This window comes from Collinsella sp. LCP19S3_H3 (assembly GCF_052119145.1).
GTDB lineage: Bacteria > Actinomycetota > Coriobacteriia > Coriobacteriales > Coriobacteriaceae > Collinsella.
This window is the reverse complement of the sequence record NZ_JBQKFW010000005.1, coordinates 49,104-66,053: the sequence shown is the minus strand read 5'-3', so window position 1 is coordinate 66,053 and position 16,950 is coordinate 49,104. Positions and strand designations below refer to the sequence as shown.

General features: G+C 60.3%; 13 protein-coding genes. 9 read left to right on the top strand and 4 right to left on the bottom strand.

What is annotated here, in order from left to right:
* The first annotated feature begins 5 nt into the window (after positions 1-5).
* The 5 genes from ACTQZF_RS03910 to ACTQZF_RS03890 all read left to right on the top strand — a co-directional run bounded on the left by ACTQZF_RS03910 (position 6) and on the right by ACTQZF_RS03890 (position 4,552).
* Entirely contained in the window at positions 6-1,385 is a 1,380-nt protein-coding gene (locus tag ACTQZF_RS03910; protein ID WP_441042181.1) for an aldehyde dehydrogenase, read from the top strand.
* Positions 1,386-1,508: 123 nt separating this feature from the next.
* The gene (locus ACTQZF_RS03905; RefSeq protein ID WP_117655201.1) at positions 1,509-1,835 is read left to right on the top strand and encodes an HIRAN domain-containing protein; all 327 of its coding nucleotides are present in this window, start codon (positions 1,509-1,511) and stop codon (positions 1,833-1,835) included.
* An 18-nt stretch (positions 1,836-1,853) separates the two neighbouring features.
* Positions 1,854-1,991, top strand: coding sequence for a hypothetical protein (locus ACTQZF_RS03900; RefSeq protein ID WP_427719590.1), 138 nt, complete (start codon positions 1,854-1,856; stop codon positions 1,989-1,991).
* 92 nt (positions 1,992-2,083) lie between these two features.
* Positions 2,084-2,644 (top strand): metallophosphoesterase, encoded by a 561-nt coding sequence (locus ACTQZF_RS03895; protein WP_427719591.1) that lies wholly within the window; start codon positions 2,084-2,086, stop codon positions 2,642-2,644.
* 150 nt (positions 2,645-2,794) lie between these two features.
* Positions 2,795-4,552, top strand: coding sequence for a DUF2130 domain-containing protein (locus tag ACTQZF_RS03890; RefSeq protein ID WP_441554596.1), 1,758 nt, complete (start codon positions 2,795-2,797; stop codon positions 4,550-4,552).
* Between the two features lie 79 nt (positions 4,553-4,631).
* On the opposite strand, the gene ACTQZF_RS03885 is transcribed toward ACTQZF_RS03890, so the two are convergent.
* From ACTQZF_RS03885 to ACTQZF_RS03875, 3 genes are all read right to left on the bottom strand, one after another.
* Entirely contained in the window at positions 4,632-7,313 is a 2,682-nt protein-coding gene (locus tag ACTQZF_RS03885; RefSeq protein ID WP_441554595.1) for a DEAD/DEAH box helicase, read from the bottom strand.
* 267 nt (positions 7,314-7,580) lie between these two features.
* A complete protein-coding gene (trmB, locus tag ACTQZF_RS03880; RefSeq protein ID WP_154517108.1) occupies positions 7,581-8,462 on the bottom strand; it encodes a tRNA (guanine(46)-N(7))-methyltransferase TrmB in 882 nt (293 codons plus the stop codon).
* A gap of 119 nt (positions 8,463-8,581) precedes the next feature.
* The gene (locus ACTQZF_RS03875) at positions 8,582-9,454 is read right to left on the bottom strand and encodes a class I SAM-dependent methyltransferase (protein ID WP_441057144.1); all 873 of its coding nucleotides are present in this window, start codon (positions 9,452-9,454) and stop codon (positions 8,582-8,584) included.
* A 267-nt stretch (positions 9,455-9,721) separates the two neighbouring features.
* Here ACTQZF_RS03875 and ACTQZF_RS03870 point away from each other — a divergent pair, with 267 nt between their 5' ends.
* The 4 genes from ACTQZF_RS03870 (at position 9,722) to ACTQZF_RS03855 (ending at position 14,216) form a co-directional block, all read left to right on the top strand.
* Complete coding sequence (locus tag ACTQZF_RS03870; RefSeq protein ID WP_441554594.1) at positions 9,722-10,438, top strand: helix-turn-helix domain-containing protein; 717 nt, start codon at positions 9,722-9,724, stop codon at positions 10,436-10,438.
* On the top strand, positions 10,438-11,334 hold the full coding sequence (locus ACTQZF_RS03865; protein ID WP_441554593.1) for a DUF4097 family beta strand repeat-containing protein: 897 nt from the start codon (positions 10,438-10,440) through the stop codon (positions 11,332-11,334). The genes ACTQZF_RS03870 and ACTQZF_RS03865 overlap by 1 nt, the downstream gene beginning before the upstream one ends.
* Positions 11,335-11,432: 98 nt before the next feature.
* Positions 11,433-13,340 carry an elongator complex protein 3 gene (locus ACTQZF_RS03860; RefSeq protein WP_441554592.1) on the top strand — a complete coding sequence of 636 codons (1,908 nt, stop codon included), beginning with the start codon at positions 11,433-11,435 and terminating at the stop codon, positions 13,338-13,340.
* Positions 13,341-14,216 carry a spermidine synthase gene (locus ACTQZF_RS03855; RefSeq protein WP_441554591.1) on the top strand — a complete coding sequence of 292 codons (876 nt, stop codon included), beginning with the start codon at positions 13,341-13,343 and terminating at the stop codon, positions 14,214-14,216. It begins immediately after the preceding gene.
* Between the two features lie 204 nt (positions 14,217-14,420).
* Here ACTQZF_RS03855 and ACTQZF_RS03850 read toward each other — a convergent pair whose 3' ends face one another.
* Entirely contained in the window at positions 14,421-16,865 is a 2,445-nt protein-coding gene (locus ACTQZF_RS03850) for a DEAD/DEAH box helicase (RefSeq protein WP_441554590.1), read from the bottom strand.
* Between the last annotated feature and the right edge of the window lie 85 nt (positions 16,866-16,950).

Here is a 16,950-nt window from a genome sequence, read left to right as displayed (position 1 = left end):
GGTCCATGAACACCGAGGAAATTGCGCGCATTGTCGGAGACCAGCGCGTCTACTTTAAGACGCACGCCACGTTTGATGTCGATGCTCGACGTCGTGCGCTCGTGAGTTTACGCGATGTGGTGCGGGCCCACGAGGCCGATATTGCCCATGCGCTCAAGACCGATTTGGGAAAGTCGCATGACGAGGCGTATATGTGCGAGATCGGCACGTCGCTTTCCGAGATTCGTCATCAGATCGCACATGTGGCTCGATGGAGCCGTCCGCGCCTGCGTCCGTGCGACCTTGCCAACGCCGTGAGTGTGTGCAAAACGCAAGCCGTGCCCTATGGCGTCACGCTCATCATGGCCCCGTGGAACTACCCGTTTTTGCTAACGCTCGAGCCGCTCGCCGGCGCCCTTGCCGCGGGCAATACCGTGGTCATCAAGCCGAGCGCCTATGCTCCGGCATCGAGTGCGGTGCTCAAGCAGATCTGCGAAGAGGCATTTGATCCGTGCCTGGTGACAGTTGTCGAGGGCGGGCGCGCCGAGAACGAAGCGCTGCTCGATGAGTGCTGGGACAAGATCTTCTTTACCGGTAGCGTTCCGGTCGGCAAGCTCGTCATGGAGCGCGCAAGTAAAAACCTTACGTCCGTGACGCTTGAGCTGGGTGGAAAGAGTCCCTGCATCGTGGATGCGACGGCAAACTTGAAGGTTGCGGCACGGCGTATCGCCTTTGGTAAATGGCTCAACGTGGGGCAGACCTGTGTGGCGCCCGACTACCTGCTGGTCGATACGCGTGTGCACGACGAGTTGCTGGGCCTCATCAAGGAAGAGGCGCGCCGTATGTTTGGCGAGCATCCGCTCGACAACGAGGATTACGGGCATATCGTCAATGCCAAGCATTTTGCGCGCGTGCATGGGCTGATCGATCCCGATAAGGTCGTGCTTGGAGGTGCTGCGCGCGAGGCTTCGCTCAAGATTGAGCCGACAATTTTGGACGGCGTGGCCCCCGATGACGCCGTGATGCAGGAGGAGATTTTCGGCCCCATCTTGCCGGTGCTTACGTTTGAGAGCCTAGACGAGGCCGAGACGTTTATTACGGATCGTCCGACGCCGCTGGCCCTGTATATCTTTAGCCAGGACCGTGAGGTTCAGCAGCGCTTTGTGCGTTACGTGCCCTTTGGTGGCGGTTGCGTCAACGACACGATCATGCATCTGGCTACGAGCCATATGGGCTTTGGCGGCATGGGAGCGAGCGGTATGGGGCAGTACCATGGACGCGAGAGCTTCGATACGTTTAGCCACAAGAAGAGCATCGTGAACAAGGCAACGTGGCTGGACGTGCCATTCCGCTATGCCCCTTACGCAAACTGGAAGCACAAATTCGTGCGCATGTTTGTGCATTAAAATCAGATGGCGTAGGGACAAACGGTCGAAAAGACGCAGACAGGATGAATTTGTGTCCGCACGGACCCGTAGACTTCTCAATAAGGTTAAACGCCGGTTTATCCGGCCGTTAGGGGAGTTGCTATGTACGAGCCTTCACGTGTTCTTCTGTCGTTTCACATTGCGGGATTTCAGTATGCCGACGGCGCTTTGGTCCTGGGCGATCTTAAAGCGGGCGATAAACTGACGCTGTGCGCCGAGCGCGATAATCCCCATGATCCCGAGGCGGTTGCGATCTACTACGGCAACACCAAGCTTGGCTATGTTCCGGGAAACGAGGTCGGTCCGCTGTCCTTGATGATGTATTACGGCCATGAGGACGTATTTGAGGCCCGCGTGCAGCAGGTTGCCCCCGAGCGTAGCCCGTGGCACCAGGTGCGCGTTGGCCTCTATGTGGTGGATGCCCGCTAATCGGTAAGGGAGGCTGCCATGTTTGATGACGATGACCTGTTCGATTTGACGGACGATTCGTTTGAGTGGGATATGCTACTCGACGACGATGAGCTGGAGCAGGATCGCAAAAAGCAAAAGGATAAGAACGCCCAGGGTAAAGGTACGAATAAATAGACAAGCGCCGTCGCGGACTGTTTGGCGGGCTCTTTGGGCAACTGCCGCATCGCTGCGTCTGTATACTTAGCACGAGTTGGACGCGTTGCGAAATGAGGACTGAGACGATGATGTGGTTTACCGCCGACCTGCACCTGGGCGATACGAATATCTTGCACGACATGGACCGACCGTTTGGCTCGGTTGAGGAGATGAACCGCAAGGTCATCGATGTCATCAATGAGTGCGTGGCTGCGGACGACCGCCTCTATATTCTGGGCGACTTTACCTATCGTCTGCCCCTAGCGGATGCCGTGCGCCTGCGCGAGCGCATCGAATGCCAGAACGTGACGCTCATCCGTGGTAACCATGACGGCGACTGGGAAGATCCCGACGTGCCGCAGATTTGGGAAGACGTGCGTGATTACCTGGAGATTGCCCCCGGCTATGCCAAGGGTCATCGTCTGGTTATGAGCCACTACCCCATGCTCAGCTGGAATGGCAAGGCACGTGGCGCCATCATGCTGCACGGGCATATCCACAGCAGGGGAGACCGCACCAATACGCGCAACCGCGATCGCGAACGTCCTATCTTTCGCTACGATGTCGGCCTCGATGCCAACGAGTACAAGCCCGTAAGCCGTGACCAAATCCTAGGCTTCTTTGGATTGTAATTCTCGAACCGTCACGCAAAACGCCACAAAGGGGACGGGCACCTTTGTGGCGGTTCTGGCGCCGTTGCCATTATGGTGGCGGCACCTTTTTTGTCCGTGCGGCGCGGTAGAGTGTAGGCGGTTGAAATTTGCGTCCTTCGAGGAGCTGCTATGAACGAGATCAAGTGCCCACATTGCGGCGAAGTTTTTAAGGTCGACGCGTCCGGCTATGCGGATATCGTCAAGCAAGTGCGCGATGCCGAGTTTTCGCGCGACCTGGATGAGCGTGTGAAGGCGGTCCAGCGCGAGGGCGAGCAAGCGCTGGAGCTTGAGCGCTCGCGTTCGATGGCTGCCTTGCAGCAGGCAGAGTCCCAGCGCAACGCTCAGCTTACCGAGCAGAAGAACGCTGCGGCTCAACAGCTGGCACAAGAGGTTGCCAAGCGCGATGCTGAGCTCGCCGAGCTGCGTGCCAAGCTCGAGGGCGCTGCCGCAGAGCGCGAGAGTGCAAGCCAGCGCGCGGCGGTAGAGGCACGAGCCAACGCTCAAAAGGAGAATGCCGAACTCCAGCGCGAGATTGACAATTTGCGTGCGCAGCTGGAGCGCAAAGATGACGAAGCCAAGCTTGTCGAGTCGGCGGCGCGCAATGCCGCTCAAAACGATTTAGCTGCACGTGATGCTCAGATTGCCGAGCTGCAGGCCAGGCTTGCCGCGGCGGACAAGGCCCAGGAGATGGCGCTTGCCGCTGCCGCGGCAGAGTCGCAGCGTGAGCTCGATGCCGCTCGCAGCGAGGCCGAGCGCGCGCTTGCTGACTATCGCGCGAAGGTACAAGAGAGGTTTTCCGCCGCAAAGGCTCAGTCTGAGCGCGAGGCCGAGGGCCTTCGTGCACAGCTTCGTGAGCAAGAACTTTCTGCAAAAATGGAGCTGTCGAAGGCGGTCGCCGCGGCGGAGCGAGAGCGCGATGAGGCGCGTGCCAAACTGACGAGCGAGCTGGCGGTGCGCGATTCTCGCGAGGAACAGGCCAAGGCGGCACACGAGCTCGAGCTTGCGCAGGCCAAGCGCGCGAGCGATGACCTGATTCGCTACAAGGATGAAGAGATCGAGCGCCTTAAGGACATGAAGGTCCGTCTGTCCACCAAGATGGTGGGCGAGTCGCTCGAGCAGCACTGCGAGACCGAGTTTAACCGTCTGCGCATGACGGCATTTCCCAACGCGTACTTCGAGAAGGATAACGATGCGTCCGAGGGTACCAAGGGCGACTTTATCTTCCGCGAGTGCGACGCGAGCGGCAACGAGGTCATTTCGATTATGTTCGAGATGAAAAACGAGAACGACGAGACCGCGACCAAGCATAAAAACGAGGACTTCTTTAAGAAACTCGATCACGATCGTCGCCAGAAAGGCTGTGAGTACGCGGTGCTCTGCACGCTGCTCGAGCCCGAGAGCGAGCTCTATAACGTAGGGATAGTCGACGTGAGCTATCGCTACGAGAAGATGTACGTGATTCGCCCGCAGTTTTTCATTCCCATGATCACGCTCCTTCGCAACGCCGCCATGGGCTCACTGCGCTATAAGCAGGAGCTGGCGGAGTACAAACAGCAGAATATCGACGTCACGAACTTCGAAGCCAAGATGGAGAAGTTCAAGAATGATTTCGGTCGCAACTACGAGATCGCGAGCCGCAAGTTCCAAACGGCAATCGATGAGATCGACAAGACGATTAGCCATCTGCAGAAAACCAAGGAGGCATTGCTGTCCTCCGAGAACAATCTGCGCCTAGCCAACAAGAAGGCCGACGATCTTACCATTCGCAAGCTCACGTGGGGCAACAAGACCATGAAGGCGGCGTTTGACGAGGCGCGCGGGGCTGCGCCAGAGACAAACGATGAGCCAGCCGAGGTGGATTCGTATGAGGTCGAGGATACCGAGTAAGGCATAGCGTATAGTGCAAAAACGGGGCCGCTGGCGATATTGCCAACGGCCCCGCTTCGTTTCGTTCCAGTATGTTCGACTAGTCCTCGAGCAGGTCTTCGATAAAGCCGACGCGGTAGTTTTTGAAGATGACTTCACCGCCGTCTTGCGTGGCGTCCAGATCGACATCGCCCATGATGCCAAAGTCGTGGTCGCCGTCCTCGTCGGCAAAGATCTGGTGCACGTGCCATACGTGCGCGGTCTTCTCGTCGGACTCATCGATGGAAAACATCGCGGCGCTGCGGGCATCTCCGTCGGTGAGGATTTCCTCGTGCAGCTCATGGTAGGCATCGAGGGCCTTTTGCCAGCGGATCTCGCTCATGCCCCAGTCGTTGTCGAGCTCGCCCAGGTCGCGAACGTGCTCACGGGCGGCAAGGGTCACGCGGCGAAAGAGCGCGTTGCGCACCAGCAGCGTGCAGCCGCGGCGGTCCGCCACGACCTCGTCGATGCCCTGTGGCGGCGCGGCATTGAGGGCTGCCGGGTTGCCGGCGTTCTCCCACTCGTCCACCAGGCTCGAGTCCACCGAGCGCACCACAAAGCCCAGCCACGAGATAATGTCGCGCAGGCGCTCGTCGCGCTTCTCGATGGGTACGGTGCGGTCGAGCGAACGGTAGGCCTCTGCCAGGTAGCGAAGCAAAATGCCCTCGGAGCGGGCGATGCCGAGCTTTTGAATGTAACCCTTAAAATCGCTCGCGCTTTCCAGCATATCGCGCAGGACACTCTTGGGAGAGAGCTGGTAGTCGTTTGCCCAGGGCACTTCCTGGCAGTACTTGTCAAAAGCGGCGTCGAGCAAATCCTCGAGCGGCTTTTCGTACGTGACGTCTTGAATGCGCTCCAAGCGTTCCTCATACTCGATGCCGTCGGCCTTCATTTCGGCCATAGCGCGATCGCGTGCGGCGCGCTCCTGTGCACGCAATACCTGCTTGGGGTCCTCGAGCGTGGCCTCGACCATCGAGATGAGGTCCATGGTATAGGTCTCACTTTCGGGGTCGAGCAGCTCCAGCGCGGCAAGCAAAAACGGCGAGAGCGGCTGGTCGAGCGCAAAGTCCTCGGGCAGGTCGACCGTCAGCGCGTAGTCGATGTCCGGCGCGGCGTCAGCCGGAGCGTCGGGTGCGGGCGGCACCTCGGTGCGCACGACGACGCCGGAGTCGATGAGCGTGGCGAAGATCTCGTCGGTGCGAACCTCGAGCTTGGCCTTTTCTTCGGGGGTCTGCAGGCTTGTCTCGATGAGGTCGTGTACGCGGGCTCGGGCATTGCCGCCCTGCTCGACCACACTAATCACCATAGAGTGCGTGATGCGCAGGCGTGGCTTGAGTGTTTCGGGTTGCGTCTCGATCAGGTGCTCAAAAGTTTGCTTGTTCCATGAGACAAAGCCCTCGGGGGCCTTTTTCTTTTTAATCTTACGGAGTTTTTTGGGGTCGTCGCCCGCCTTGGCCATAAGCTTGGCATTCTCGATCTCGTGCTCAGGTGCCTCGGCGATTACCATGCCCTCGGTATCGAAGCCCGAGCGACCGGCGCGACCGGCAATTTGATGGAACTCGCGGGCGCGCAGGCGACGCATTTTGTAACCATCGAACTTGGTGAGCGCAGTGAGGACCACGGTGTGGATGGGCACGTTGATGCCGACGCCGAGTGTGTCGGTGCCGCAAATGACGGGCAGTAGGCCCTGCTGCGCCAGGCGCTCGACCAGCAGGCGATAGCGCGGCAACATGCCAGCATGGTGCACGCCGACGCCGCATCCAAGCAGGCGCTTGAGAATCTTGCCAAAGGCCGTGGAGAAGCTCGTTCCCTTTGCCGCTTCTTTGATGGCTTCGCGCTGCTCCTTGCTGGCGATGCCAAAATTGGCGAGCGACTGTGCCGTCGCAAGGGCGGCATCCTGGCTAAAGTGCACGATATAGAGCGGGGCCTCGCCACGGCGCATGGCGAGCTCGACCGTGCCCTCGAGGGAGGTCGTCACATAGTCGTAGCTCAGCGGAACAGGACGCGGGGCATCGACAACCAAGTCGCAAGCAGCGCCGGTGTGCTCCTCGAGCGAGGCGGCGATGGCGGAGACATCGCCGAGCGTGGCGCTCATGAGCATAAACTGCGTGTGGGGCAGGGTGAGCAGCGGTACCTGCCAGGCCCAGCCGCGGTCGGGGTCGGCAAAGTAGTGGAACTCGTCCATGGCCACGCAGCCCACGTCGGCGCCCTCGCCCTCGCGCAGCGCATCGTTGGCAAGGATTTCGGCCGTGCAGCAGATGACGGGCGCCTTGGTATTGATATGCGTATCGCCGGTGATCATGCCGACGTTATCGCGGCCGAGTACCTGTACCAGGTCGAAGAACTTTTCGCTGACCAGGGCTTTGATGGGGGCCGTGTAATAGCAGCGCTTGCCCTGAGCCATGCCCATAAAGAGCATGCCCAGTGCGACGAGCGATTTACCCGATCCGGTCGGTGTGCCTAAAATGACGTGATCGCCGGCGGCCAGGTCCATGAGGGCCTCTTCTTGGTGATCCCACAGCTCAATGCCACGGTCGCTCGTCCATTCAAAGAAGCGTTCGAAGGCCTGATCGGGCGTGAGCCATGGTTCGGGCTCGCTGCCGTCCTCGGGCTCCCACCAGGTGGGAGAGAGCGCGCCGAGCGAGCCAAACTCGGCTTCGGCTCCCGTGCCGCCCGAGAACGAGCTGGCGGCGCCGGCACCGGAGACGGTGCTGGCGGCGGTATCTGTCGTGGTCTGTGCCATGTGTTTGCTTTCTCTCGCGATTGTCCGCCAACTATTATGGCGTAGCGTCGCATCGATGCGTTCGCAGGCAAGAAAATGCAGGAAATGGGCGTTCTGCCCAGCTGTTTGGTGCAGTTGCCAACTAAGTGAGTAGACTTTTTGCAATATCGCGAGCACATGGCTTTTGCGCAAAGGCTCTACCTGCGGTTTTATTATTGGTTACGTGGGTTGTGCTTGGCTATTGCAATAAAGTCTACTCACTTAGATTTGAGGGTCGTTTGCTGGCGCCTATTTGCGCTTGTTTGCCGAAGCCGCGACCATCAGAGGCCCCTGGGACTCCTGCGGTAAGCGCTTCTTGCCCTTGCGGGCGCGGTTTTTAAAGTTCTCGACGGCCTCTTCCATGCCGAGGGGCACGTAGGTGAGCTCATCGAGATTGTCGGGCAGGTAGCACGCAAGGCTTTGCTCCTGCGCGCGCCCCGCCGTGAGCTGTTCGTCGCTGGGCAGCGCGTCGGGAGTGGCGCAAATGCCATAGACGGCGGCACCCATCTCGCGCGTGCGGCGCTCGTATTCGGTCTCGGGATGCTCGGGATGGTCGCGGCGAACGTCGTCACTTACCCATAGTGTGTCGTAGCCGGCCGCGGCAAACTGCCCCAGGGCGTAGTCGCGCAATGGCTTGCTGTCGGTGCGCAGCGTGACGGTGGCGCCGGCTGAAAAAAGCGGGCGGTAGAGCATCAGATGGTCGACATGGACGAGTCGTTTTTTGGCGTACTTGGCCTTAGGCTGCGGCGTGGGAAAGTTGATGGTGATGGCATCGAGCTCGCCTGTGGCAAACAGCTGCGGCAACGATGCGGCGCCTCGGGGCAGGACGAGTGCGTTGGTCAGTTCTTGCTCGCAGATTTTCTGTGCGGCATAGGCGATGCAGATGGGCTCCTGGTCCATGCCGATAAAGAGCGTGTTTGGCTCGTGGGCCGCGCGCTCTACAAGGTACGTTCCCTTGCCGCAGCCAAGATCCAGGTGAAGGTGTTCGAAAGACTTGCTGCCTGCGGGCGCACAGGCCTCGCGCCAATCTCCGGCATAGATTTCAGGGTTCGTCTCAATCGCATCGGCGTAGCGCTCCAGGCGCTCTTCGAGCACAAAGTTCTTAGGCGTGCGAACGTGGACGGCTCCCATGAGGCTCCTTGGTCATAAGTATGGAACGCATAGCTGCGCGTTCCATCAATGGGTTGAAAAAAGGGTAGGCATAGCTTGCCCGAAAGACGCGGTGCGGCTCGACGGCGAGTCGTCGGCGCCTACAGGCGCTTGAGAATCACGTAGCGGTTGAGCTCGCCACTGCGACCGTCGGCATGGAAGCGCTCAAGCTCGCGTACGGGGACCTCGCCGCTCTTGTAGAACGTGCGAACGCCGCGCACCAGGTCGGTGATCTGCTGATCGTCAAAGTGGTGGCAATAGCGGTAGGCGTGGCGGTCGTTTTGCCAGCCAATGAGGTGGTCGCCGGCTTCAAACTGCGCTGAATCGTAACCCTCAAACGGCGGGGTGAGCTCGGCGCGGGCCTCGGCTCGAACGGCCTTGCGCGCCATGCGCTCGTCGTTCATAAACTCCCAAAAGCTAATGGCGATGATGCCGCCCGGGCGCGTCTGCCGCACCAGGGCGTCGAGCACGCGTACGCGGTACTCGCACGACGGCACGTGGTGCATAAAGCCAAAGCAGACCGAGATGTCGGCGAGCGGGGCGTCGAAAAGCACGTCGGGTGTCTCGGCGGGGTTGAGCTTCATGAGGGCATCGAGCACGTCGAGTTCCTGGAAGTGCAGGTTGGGAATGCGCAGGGCGTGACCGCGTGCATCGATAGCCAGGTCTTGGCACGAGTCGACGCCATAGAACTCAAACGGGCAGCTGGCGTCTGCCGAGGAGTTTGCGCCGTCGACGCCCTTGGCGGCAAGTGCGCCGCCGGCGGCAAAGTTCTCGAATCGCATATTGCCGCAGGCGAGATCGAAGACGCGGACGGGATGCTCGATTGTGGCGACGTCGAGCTGCTCGAGTGCGATGTCCATGGTGCGCACCCAGCCGGGCCACGGGGCCTGACGCGTATCGGAAAAGGAGGCGGAGTGCTCGCGATAGAACGTGTTGTTGAGCTGGATGAGCGATGAGGCGAAATCGCGGTTCACGGCGCGGAACTCCCTCCGTTGGCGGTGCGGAATTAACAGTACGACCATACTACCGTTAACGCCGCAACGGGGACAACCAAGCTAGGTGCCATTGCTTTGTTTGGACACATTTCCGCAGCTCATATGCACCCGCAACCGCCGGTTGTCAAAAATCTCACTAGAATAGGTGGCATGCTTTTGGCGGTGGCGGATAGATTTTTAACTGTGCAAGGCGCCTTAAGAACAAAAACGGTCCGGCGGCACGGCTGGCATCACATAGGAGGAACCATGAATGTAGAAACTGCGCAGCGGCTCGCCGACCTTCGCCGCAGCAAAGGCTTTAGTCAAGAAGGGCTGGCACGAAAGCTGGGACTGTCGCGCCAAGCGGTCAGCAAATGGGAACGCGCGGAGAGCTCGCCCGATACCGAGAACCTGATCTCGCTCGCCAAGCTCTATGGCGTGAGCCTGGACGAGCTGCTCAATCCGAGCGATGAGATCGAGGACGATATCGAGTTTGAGAACGAGGACCGCGCCCGCCAGCGCGAGGCCGAGGCGGCAGAGCGCGCACGCACCCATGAGGCGGCGGCACGTGCCACCGAGGCGGCAACACAGGCGAGTGATGCTGCGGCCAAGGTGGCGCAAGCGGCAAGCTGGAGTGCGCAGGCCGCCAATGCTGCTACGGCGCAGGCGACGAGTGGCGGCACAGTTGGCTCGACTCCGGTGAAGGGCCCGTTCCAGTCGTTCCCGTATTGGGCCGTGTGCTGGCTACTGTTCTTTTTGCTGATGTTCCCGTTTGGCGCCGGCCCCTTTGCTGCGCTGATCTTCTTTACGATCCCTATCTATCACTGGGTGGCGCGTGCGCTCGATGGCGATTGGGCGCGCGGTGATATTCAGGTTGGTCCGGCACCGGTGACAGCTAGGGCTCAGAATGTTTCCGCTGCGGTTGATACTGACGTGGCTACCGCGACCACCGCTGAGCCGATTGCCAAAGAGGGTGATGAATGATGAAGCTTTCGCATGAATCCAAGGTACGCTTGGGCGTTGGCGTCGGAGCGTTTGTGCTCATCATTGGGCTTGTCTTTGGCATTTCGCGGCTATTGGCTCATTCCGATATGGTGCGTACGACCGGTATTCTATCTGGCCATTTGTCTGATTTTGACGATATGTTTGACGAGGACGATTCCTTGAATAGCGGAAACTATTCCGCTCGGCCTCAGCAACTTTCGAGTGCGACTTTTGATGCCGATGAGTTCCGCTACCTCGATTTCGATATCAATGCGGCTTCGGTGGACGTCAAGGTTGTTGATGGCAACAAGGCTCGCGTTATAGAGCGGGGGCGCGTTGCCGAGGGTATGGATGCCTCCAAGGCCGCGATGCAAAACATCGCATCCGTCGAGGACTCGACGCTCAAGGTTTCCCAGTTTGGAAGTGATGACGGTAAGGCAATCGATCGCTCAGTTACGGTTGAGCTGCCACGCCGTGTTGCCGAACATCTGAAGGGAGTCAACGCGCACGTGGGCTCGGGTGATCTGCAGATTGCCGGTGTCATCTGTGATGGTTTCGATCTTGTCCTGGGTGCGGGAGATGTAGAGTTTACGGGCAGCGTGACTGATGCGCTCAGCGCTGAGGTCGGTTTGGGCGATGCGACGTTCGAGCTCTACCAGGCCCCCGCGAAGTCGATGGACGTGAGCGTGGCCTCGGGCGATGTGGAGATGACGGTTCCGAATTCTACGGGCTTTAAGGCGAGCCTTACCGTGGGCAGCGGCGACTTCGAGAGCGATTTCCTTCCGCTTGGCTACGATGGCGAGACTATTTTGAATCATGAATTCGATAACGGCGATAAGTCTGCCACGTATCGTTTTAAGGTCGGTTCGGGCGACATGTCGTTTGATCCGGAGTGACAGACGGCTATCGAAGACTTATAAACCATAGCTGCACTGTTTGATGGAGGCGCCGGGGCCGTGACGGGCTCCGGCGCCTTTGCCTTTACAATGGGGGCATGGAACAGATTATCTTGAACATACTCGAGGCTCTGCGTTGCGGCGAGACCGTAGACGACAAGGCGCTCGTCAAACTGATACATGCCGAGGCGCGCCGTGAGGGTGCCGACAAGCGCGATCTGGCCAAGCGCCGTCTGCTGCCGTTCTACCAGCGGGTTAAACGTGAGGATCCGGCTCGTTGGGCTGCGTGGAATGTCGATGCCGATCTGGAACGTCAACTGCTGCAGGTGCTACGCATGAAGCCGCGCCGCACGGCTTCGGGCGTAGCGACCATTACCGTCATCACCAAGCCGTGGCCGTGCTCGGGCGATTGTCTGTTTTGTCCCAACGATCTGCGCATGCCCAAGAGCTATCTGCATGCCGAGCCCGCGTGCGCCCGTGCTGAGCAAAACTGCTTCGATCCGTATCTGCAGGTGAGCGCTCGTCTGACCGCGCTTTCGCAGATGGGGCATGCGACCGATAAGATTGAGCTCATTGTGCTCGGTGGCACCTGGAGCGACTATCCGGAAGGCTATCAGACGTGGTTTATGTCGGAGCTCTTCCGTGCGCTCAATGACGATGCCGTCGCCGGCGTGGCGGCCAACCCCATGCTGGCGCGTCCGGGTATCAGCCGTGCCGAGGCGGGGCGTCTGCTCGACGATGCACCCGCCGATGCGCTGCCGCCGGTGGTAGCGGAGCGCCGCGAGCGCTATCGGGCTGCCGGCATTGCGACAGACGAGGCCGAGCTCGCTGCCGGCGTTGCCGACGAGCAGGAGCGTGTGGATGCTGCCGTGGGCGGCTATAACCGTGCGGTGCGTCGTCTGTACGGCCCCGGTACGCCGTGGGGCGAGGTCACCGAGTGGCAGACGGCAACGATAGAGGAGCTCGAGCGTCAGCAGCGCATCAACGAGACGGCGAAGCATCGCGTGGTGGGACTCGTTATCGAGACGCGCCCCGATGCCGTAACGCCGCAGGCGCTTACGCTCATCCGCCGCCTGGGCTGCACCAAGATCCAGATGGGCATCCAGAGCCTCGACCAGTACCTGCTCGATATCAACGAGCGTCGCATTTCGGTGGGGCAAATCGAGCGGGCGTTTTCGCTTGCGCGCCTGTTTGGCTTTAAGATCCACGCGCATTTTATGCTCAACTTGCTGGGTGCCACACCCGAGGGGGACAAGCGCGACTACGAGCGCTTTATGACCGAGGGGGCCTTTATGCCCGACGAGGTCAAGGTCTACCCGTGCGCGCTCATCGAGGGCTCGCGTCTGGTGGGCTGTTACGAGCGCGGCGAGTGGCGCCCCTATACCGAGGAGGAGCTACTCGACGTGCTAGCCGATGACATCGTGGTGACGCCGCCGTTCTGCCGTATCAGCCGCATGATTCGCGATTTTAGCTCCGACGACATTATGGTGGGCAACAAGAAGCCCAACCTGCGTCAGCTCGTTGAGAACCGCCTGGCTGCTCGGGGTGACGGTGCGACGGTGCGTGAGATTCGCTATCGCGAGATCAGCACGGCGGGTGCCGACTTGGATGAGCTGACCCTTGACGAGGATGTGGCGTACGAGACGCCGGTGACGCACGAGCGCTTTTTGCAGTGGGTGACGCCGCAGGGCAAGATTGCGGGCTTTTTGCGCCTGTCGCTGCCCGACCATTCGTTTGTTGCCGCGCATGCGGACGAGTTGCCGACGATGCCGGACGAGGCGATGATTCGCGAGGTGCACGTGTACGGCATGGCGGCGCGCGTGGGCGACCAGGGCCAGGCGGCGCAGCATCACGGGTTGGGGCGTTTGCTCGTAGAGCGTGCGTGCGAGATTGCCCGGGATGCGGGGTATGCACGCATCAACGTGATCAGCGCGATTGGCACGCGCGAGTACTATCGCCATCTTGGATTTTATGACCATGGCCTTTATCTGCAAAAGGAGCTCTAGATGAACAAACCGAGTGTTTCTGCCGGCGTTGTTGCCGGCGTTGCTCTGGGAGCCGCGGCGCTGGGCGCGGCTGCCGTCGCTGTTCGCGCTGCCTGCCTGCAGGTCGCGCGAACCCGCAATGGATTGGCGCGTGTGAAACGCGTGCACGATGAGGGCGGCGATGAAGTCCGCGTATTGGTGCAAGGCGGTGTCTACCAAAGCGCGAGTTACGTCGGCGAGCGCTGGGCGGAGCCCGTCTTTGCGTATTATCGCGCGTTTGACGACGTGTTTGAGGCCGAGGATGCGATGCGTGACGTTTATGGTCACGGTATCAGCCGTATGCTTATGCTAGGTGGCGGCGGGTTTGCCTATCCCAAATTTGCGCTGATGTCGCACGAGGGTCTGCGCATGGACGTTATCGAGTATGACGGAGAGATTACGCGCCTGGCGCGCCGCTGGTTCTACCTAGACGAGCTAGAGCGCGCGGCGGGCGATCGCCTGCGGGTGATAACCGCTGAGGCTCGCTCGTATCTGGGTGTGACGAGCGTGGGCCATCGTCGCTACGACGTGGTCGTGAGCGATTGCTTTGGCGGTGCCGAGCCCGTACGCGAGCTGGCGACGGTTGAGGCGTTGCGTTTAGTGCGGGGCAGCCTGAACCCCGGGGGTATCTACGTTGCCAATATCGTGAGCGCAAACGAGGGGAGCGATGTAACGTTCCTGCGCGACTGCGCTGCCACGGCACTCGAGGTATTCGCCCACGGCTGGGTGGTCCCCTGTGGCGATACAGAGTTCGGCGGCGAGGAAAACTACCTGCTCATCGCCAGCGACGGGAACTATGCCTTTGCCGAAGCCGTGCCCTTTGACGCCGACTTCCTCGGCGCCGTCCTTCACGACTAGCGCGTCTTTCTGCGACCAGTCTTTCTGGGACGGGGCTTTTTAGCTGCTCTCGGATGCCGGCTCGCTCCACATCGGGAGCAGTCAATTTGGGACGGGGCTATTTTAGCTATCCCTGCCACTAATCGGACAAACCTTTCGCTTTACCTGCAAGGGCAGCTAAAATAGCCCCGTCCCAAATTGACTGCTCATATAGTCAGCCCCGTTTTATGCGTGGTCGCGCCAGCTGCGGACACGCTGCTTCATGCCATCTATGTCGAGCACGCCTTCGGCAAAGCCCTTACGCACGAGCTCTTCGGGAACGAACTCATCGTAACGATCAAAGTAAGGCACCTCGCCGGGATAGACGAGCTCGATGGGATCGAAGTCCTTCTCGGCCTCGGCGGCGAGTACCTCAAAGAACGTCTCTTCGTCGGCCTTCATCTTAAACTGCATAAAGTACGGGCGCGACGGGTCGAGTCCGCGAAGGCCCAGCTCCGCGGCACATTTAATCTTGAGCATGCGCTCGAGCGCCAAAAAGGCATAGCTGCCCAGCCAGGGGAAGAGCACCCAGGTGTCGCCGCCCAGGTTAATGAGCGGCCTAGTGCCCGCACCCGAAATCTCGGCCGTATGGCGAGCCTGCGCCAGACGGGCTCGCGCGTTGCCCATAAGGTACGGATACGCGGCATGTTCGTTGAGCGCTTTACGCATGCGCTCGAGTACATGCGTGTTGATGTCGCCGGGGCAATCGCCAAAGTAGGCCGGCACACGGCCCTTGACCTGCGTGGCAAAGACGGTGTGGCGCTTCCAGTCCACTTCTTCGACAATCCAGCAGTGCCCGGCGATGGCGATGCGCTCACCGGGTGGTGGGGGATTGACGATCGTGCCCAGCTCGGCCGACTCGCTGCGGACGGTGAACTCCTCGTTTTCCTGAAACACGGCGTAGAACTTAAAATTGTTGATGATGCGCTCGCCCGCGAGGCCCACGATGAGCCCGCCGCCCTCGGTGACCTGGAGATGGTCGATCTTAATGAGGTGACGCAGCAGCACGCGATAGTCATCGGCTGAGACGCGGTGGAAATAACTGAGCGTGAGCACGCGCTGGGCAAGTTCTGCCGGCGTGAGCTCTCCGGTGCTGGCAAGCGTCGACATAGTCTGGTGATAGAGCAGACTGTAGGGGAGTCGATCGAGCTCGGGCGGCTCGACCCACTTTTCCTCGCGATAGAGTTGTACGAGTGCGATGCCCTGCAGGAGCTTCCACGGAATGGTTTCGGGCATCATCGTGCGCGGCTCGGGCTCTTCCTCGCGCATGACAAACCACATCTCGGGCGGAAGGTCGCGGCGTCCCGTGCGGCCCATTCGCTGCAAAAAGGAACTGACGGTAAATGGCGCATCGATCTGAAATGCACGCTCCAGACGGCCGATATCGATGCCAAGCTCAAGCGTAGAGGTGGTGACGGTCGTCTGTGCCTGCTCCTCATCGCGCATGAGCTCTTCTGCCGTCTCGCGCAACGATGCCGAAAGATTGCCGTGATGGATGAGGAAACGGTCAGGCTCGTGTCGGCTCTCACAGTAGCTGCGCAGCATGGAACATACGGCCTCTGCCTCCTCGCGCGAGTTGGCAAAGACCAGACACTTGCGCCCGCGGGTGTGTTCGAAGATATAGCCCATGCCGGGATCGGCGTTGTCGGGTGCGGTGTCGGTGGGGTTGAGGAGCGCTTGCTCGGCGGCCCGGGGGATGTCGACTTCGCCCTCGGGGGCCGAAGAAGTGCAGCGGTTCCCGGAGGTAGCCTTACCCTGTGCCCGTTTGCGACGTTGACGGCGCTCCTCCTGTGTGGGCTGTCCGCTGTGGCTCGTGCCTTGGGTGTCGGCCGGCAGCGCCGTGGGTGCCGCTGCCTCAATGCGCTCGGAAGCAAGAACTTCGGCCTCTTGAGGACCCATGCTCTCGAATCCCCGCTGCTGTGCCTGGGGACCCGAGTTGTAGAAGTGCTCCATGGAGATGCGCCACACGCGGCGCGGTTCCTCAAAACGGGGGATAACGCATTCACGTCCCGTTCCCTGTGAGAGAAAAGCGCCCGTGCGCTCGGGGTCGCCGATGGTGGCCGAAAGGCCAATGCGTCGAGGCTGCACGCCGGCCATGCGCGAGAGTCGCTCGATAAGGCAGAGCGTCTGCCCGCCACGGTCGCCGCGCATGAGCGAGTGGACCTCGTCGATGACCACATAGCGCAGGTCGCAAAACATGCGCGGGATCGCCATGTGCTTATGGATCAGGAGCGCCTCGAGTGACTCGGGCGTAATCTGCAAGATGCCGCTCGGCTTTTTGATGAGCTTAGCCTTGTGCGACTGCGAGACATCGCCATGCCAGTGCCAGACAGGGATATCGGCCTCTTCGCAGAGGTCGTTAAGGCGGACGAACTGATCATTGATGAGCGCCTTGAGGGGGCCGATGTAGAGGGCGCCCACGCTCGCGGGCGGCTTCTCCCAAAACTCGGTCAGGATGGGAAAGAAGGCCGCCTCGGTTTTGCCGGAAGCCGTGGATGCCGTCAGGAGCACATTGTCTTGTGTGTTAAAGATGGCATCTGCCGCCGCAACCTGAATGGAGCGGAGACTCTCCCAATCGTGGGAGTAGATGAAGTCTTGGATAAACGGGGCGTAGCGGTCAAAGGCGTTCACGGGGCCTCCTTTCAAAAGCGAATCTCTCAACGCGGCGGGCAGTGGCTTGCTGCATGACTGCTTCAATGTTTGCCCAGATAAAACC